At 72.9% G+C, this 4,274-nt stretch carries 3 protein-coding genes; 1 reads left to right on the top strand and 2 read right to left on the bottom strand.

Going from position 1 to position 4,274, the window contains the following annotated elements; translation table 11 throughout:
* Positions 1 to 97: 97 nt before the first annotated feature.
* On the bottom strand, positions 98 to 802 hold the full coding sequence (locus tag ACFW9D_RS37985) for a copper homeostasis protein CutC (protein WP_384630016.1): 705 nt from the start codon (positions 800 to 802) through the stop codon (positions 98 to 100).
* Positions 803 to 845: 43 nt separating this feature from the next.
* The gene (locus ACFW9D_RS37980) at positions 846 to 1,775 is read right to left on the bottom strand and encodes a hypothetical protein (RefSeq protein ID WP_384630014.1); all 930 of its coding nucleotides are present in this window, start codon (positions 1,773 to 1,775) and stop codon (positions 846 to 848) included.
* A gap of 194 nt (positions 1,776 to 1,969) precedes the next feature.
* On the opposite strand from ACFW9D_RS37980, the gene ACFW9D_RS37975 reads away from it, so the two are divergent.
* Complete coding sequence (locus ACFW9D_RS37975) at positions 1,970 to 4,237, top strand: heavy metal translocating P-type ATPase (protein WP_384630012.1); 2,268 nt, start codon at positions 1,970 to 1,972, stop codon at positions 4,235 to 4,237.
* The last annotated feature ends 37 nt before the right edge of the window (positions 4,238 to 4,274 follow it).

Raw genomic sequence — 4,274 nt, 5'->3', positions numbered from 1 at the left:
TCGGGGAAATGCGCCCGAAGGGCATGCATTTCAGGGGCGCGGGGAACTGCGCGAGGAGCCCCACCCAGCTGCACCCGGCAACGAGACGATCGGCCCGCTACGGCGCCTGGCCGTCCAGGGCTGAGCGCCACTCTTCGACGGACCGAGGGGAGACGGGCCCGGTCCACCCGGAGGGCCTCGCCGCGCCGCCGATGTGGAAACCGGAGATCCCGGCGTCGAGGAGACCCGGGACGTGCTCCAGGCGGAGCCCGCCGCCGACCAGGATCAGCGGCTCGTACCCGGGCTCGCCGGAGGCCGTGCGCCCCGCCTCCGCCACGAGCACGTCGTACCCCGCGTCGACCCCCTCGGCCGAACCCGCCGTGAGGAACGTGTCGAGCCCGGGCAGCCCCGCGACGGCCCGCCGCAGCGCCGACCGGTCCGCGGCCCGGTCGATGGCCCGGTGGAACGTCCACGGACATCCGTCCAGGACCCGTACGACCTGTTCGACGGCGGCCAGGTCCGGCTCCCCGCGCGCGTCCAGGAACCCGAGCACGAACTCGTCCGCCCCGGCCGAGCGCAGCGCCTCCGCCACGCGGACGAGTTCGGAGACGTCCCCCGCCGCGAAACCGTCCGCGAGGCGCAACATCACGCGCAGCGGGATGTCGACGGAGGCGCGGATGGAGCGGAAGGTCTCCACCGACGGCGTGAGGCCGTCCGCCGCCATGTCGGTGACCAGTTCCAGCCGGTCCGCACCCCCGGCCTGCGCCGCGACCGCGTCCCGCGCGTCGAGGGCGATCACCTCCAGGACTGCACGCTTGCTCATGTGGCCGGCTCCCGACAGGTCTAGTCCAATATTGCGGACCAGCCTACGCCGCATGCACGGTGAACGCAGCCGTCCTGACCTCCCCGTCGTGCTTGAAGTCCAGGAAGAGCCGGTACGTGCCGGTGCTGGGCACGCTCGCGGTGAACGTGACGCCGGGACCGGGCTTGCCGTCGTGCGGGTGAACGTGGAGGTAGGCCAGGTCGCCCGAGCGCAGCGCGACCAGGTGCCCGTAGGCCCCGAGGTAGGGCTCCAGGTCGGTGACGGGCTTGCCGTTCCGGTACACGTTCAGGGTCAGTTCGCTCTCCGCTCCGGGCTTCAGCTCGCCTTCGAGGCGGACCTCGTAGCCGCCCGCGACGCGCGCGGTCCCCGCGTGCTCCGGCAGCTTCGCCGGCTTGTACGTCCCCGCGACCCCGAGGCCCGATCCGAGGGTGAGCCCCTCCTTCTCGCCGGCCGGGGTGAAGTCGGCGAAGACGCGGTAGTCGCCGGCCTTCGGCAGCGACACCGGCGTCGACCAGGTGCCGTCCGCCGCCCGTACGGGGTGCAGGTGCCGGTACCCGGTGAGGTCCCGCGAGGCGACGATGAGGTGCAGCTCCTTGCCGTGCTCCTTCTTGTACGAGGTCACGGGCTTGCCGGTGGAGTCCTTGCGGATGGTGAAGCGGATCTCGCCCTTCTGCGCGGGCAGCCGGTCCCGCTCCAGGTCCAGCGTGTAGCCGCGCTCGGAGACCTGGAGCCCGCCGGGCACCTCCGCGGCCGCGGCCGCCGGTTCCGCCGCCCCTTCGGAGTGGCCTCCGTGGCCGGCGTCCTCCTTCCCCGTCTCCCCGCCCTTCTCCGTGCCGCCCGCGTGCTCCGCGTCGTGCGCGGCCGGCTTCTCCCCGGCGGTCACGGGGGCGACCCCGCTGCCCACCCCGTACGCGGTGCCGAACGTGGCGGCGACGGCGGCCGCGAAGGCCGTGATCTTCAGTCCGGTGCGCATGACGACTCCTGAGTGCGTGGCTGCTCGGGCTCTGGTGAGACCTATAGCTACGAAGATACCCCTGGGGGGTATTAAGTCAAGCCGGGCCGAGGCTTGCGCTCGATACCCCCCAGGGGTATAAATGGATCTCAACGAGGGGTACCCGCCCCGGGTACCGGCCCGGACGACCGGGACACCGTCACCGAGGAGGCACCATGTCGGCGCACACCGTCGCCCCGACCGAACAGGTGGAACTCGCCATCGGCGGCATGACCTGCGCGTCGTGCGCCGCCCGTATCGAGAAGAAGCTGAACCGGATGGACGGCGTCGAGGCGACCGTCAACTACGCCACCGAGAAGGCGAAGGTCGCCTTCGCCGACGGGATCGAGGTCGCCGACCTCATCGCCACCGTCGAGGCCACCGGATACACCGCGCACAAGCCCACCCCGCCGGCCGCCGCCGCCCAGGACGCCGAAGGCGGCCCCGCGGCCGAGGCCGACGAGCTGCGCCCGCTGCGCCAGCGCCTGATCACGGCCGTCGCCCTGGCCCTCCCGGTCATCGCGATGGCGATGGTCCCGGCCCTCCAGTTCGAGTACTGGCAGTGGCTCTCGCTGACCCTCGCCGCGCCCGTCGTCACGTACGCCGCCTGGCCCTTCCACAAGGCGGCCTTCACCAACGCCCGGCACGGCGCCGCGACGATGGACACGCTGATCTCGGTCGGCACCACGGCCGCGTTCGTCTGGTCCCTGTGGGCGCTGTTCTTCGGCACCGCCGGCGAGCCCGGCATGACCCACCCCTTCGAGCTGACCATCGCCCGCAGCGACGGCGCAGGGAACATCTACCTGGAGGCCGCCGCCGGCGTCACCGCGTTCATCCTCGCCGGGCGCTACTTCGAGGCCCGCTCCAAGAGGAAGGCCGGCGCCGCGCTCAAGGCCCTGCTCGAACTCGGCGCCAAGGACGTCACCGTCCTCCACGACGGCGGGCACGAACAGACCATCCCCGTCAGCGAGCTGAAGGTCGGCGACCGCTTCCTGGTCCGCCCCGGCGAGAAGATCGCCACCGACGGCATCGTCGTCGAGGGCTCCTCCGCCGTCGACGCGTCCATGCTCACCGGCGAGTCCGTGCCCGTGGAGGTCGCGACCGGCGACGCCGTCACCGGCGCCACGCTCAACGCGGGCGGCCGCCTCGTCGTCGAGGCCACCCGGGTCGGCGCGGACACCCAGCTCTCCCGCATGGCCAAGCTCGTCGAGGACGCGCAGAACGGCAAGGCCGCCGCCCAGCGCCTCGCCGACAAGATCTCCGCCGTCTTCGTCCCCGTCGTCATCGCCCTCGCCGTCGCCACCCTCGGCTTCTGGCTGGGCAACGGGTCGGGCTGGACCGCCGCGTTCACCGCCGCCGTCGCCGTCCTGATCATCGCCTGCCCCTGCGCCCTCGGCCTCGCCACCCCGACCGCCCTCATGGTCGGCACCGGCCGCGGCGCCCAGCTCGGCATCCTGATCAAGGGCCCCGAGGTCCTGGAGACCACCCGCAAGGTCGACACGATCGTCCTCGACAAGACCGGCACCGTCACCACCGGCAAGATGACCCTGCTCGCCACCCACACCGCCGACGGCGTCACCGAGGACGACGTGCTGCGCCTGGCCGGCGCCCTGGAGCACTCCTCCGAGCACCCCATCGCCCAGGCCGTCGCCGCCGGCGCCGCCGAGCGGGTCGGCAAGCTCCCCACCCCAGAGGACTTCGCCAACATCGCGGGGCTCGGCGTCCAGGGCGTCGTCGACGGCCACGCCGTCCTCGTCGGCCGCGAGGCGCTGCTCAAGGAGTGGGAGATCCACCTGCCCGTCGGACTGGCCCGCACCAAGGCCGAGGCCGAGGCGGCCGGACGTACGGCCATCGCGGTCGCCTGGGACGGCGAGGCCCGCGCCGTCCTGGAGGTCGCCGACGCGGTCAAGGACACCAGCGCCGACGCGATCCGCCGCTTCCGCGAACTGGGTCTGCGCCCGGTCCTGCTGACCGGCGACAACGAGGCGGTGGCCCGCGCCGTCGCCGCCGAGGTCGGCATCGCGCCGGAGGACGTCATCGCCGAGGTCCTGCCCCAGGACAAGGTCGACGTCGTCAAGCGCCTCCAGGGCGAGGGCCGTTCGGTCGCCATGGTCGGCGACGGGGTCAACGACGCCGCCGCGCTCGCCCAGGCCGACCTCGGGCTCGCGATGGGCACCGGCACCGACGCCGCCATCGAGGCCGGTGACCTCACCCTGGTCCGCGGTGACCTGCGCTCCGCGGCCGACGCGATCCGCCTGTCCCGCAAGACCCTCGGCACGATCCGCTCGAACCTCTTCTGGGCCTTCGCCTACAACGTGGCGGCGCTTCCGCTGGCCGCGGCCGGCCTGCTCAACCCGATGATCGCCGGAGCGGCCATGGCCTTCTCCTCGGTCTTCGTCGTCGGCAACAGCCTCCGCCTGCGCCGCTTCAAGCCGGGGTTCTGACCGGGTGACGAGTGAGCCCGGGGGCGCGGTCCAAGTG

Origin of the sequence: Streptomyces sp. NPDC059524 (assembly GCF_042749255.1) — a bacterium.
GTDB lineage: Bacteria > Actinomycetota > Actinomycetes > Streptomycetales > Streptomycetaceae > Streptomyces > Streptomyces xanthii.
The sequence above is the reverse complement of the archived record's forward strand: the minus strand, read 5'-3'. Positions and strand labels throughout refer to the sequence as shown.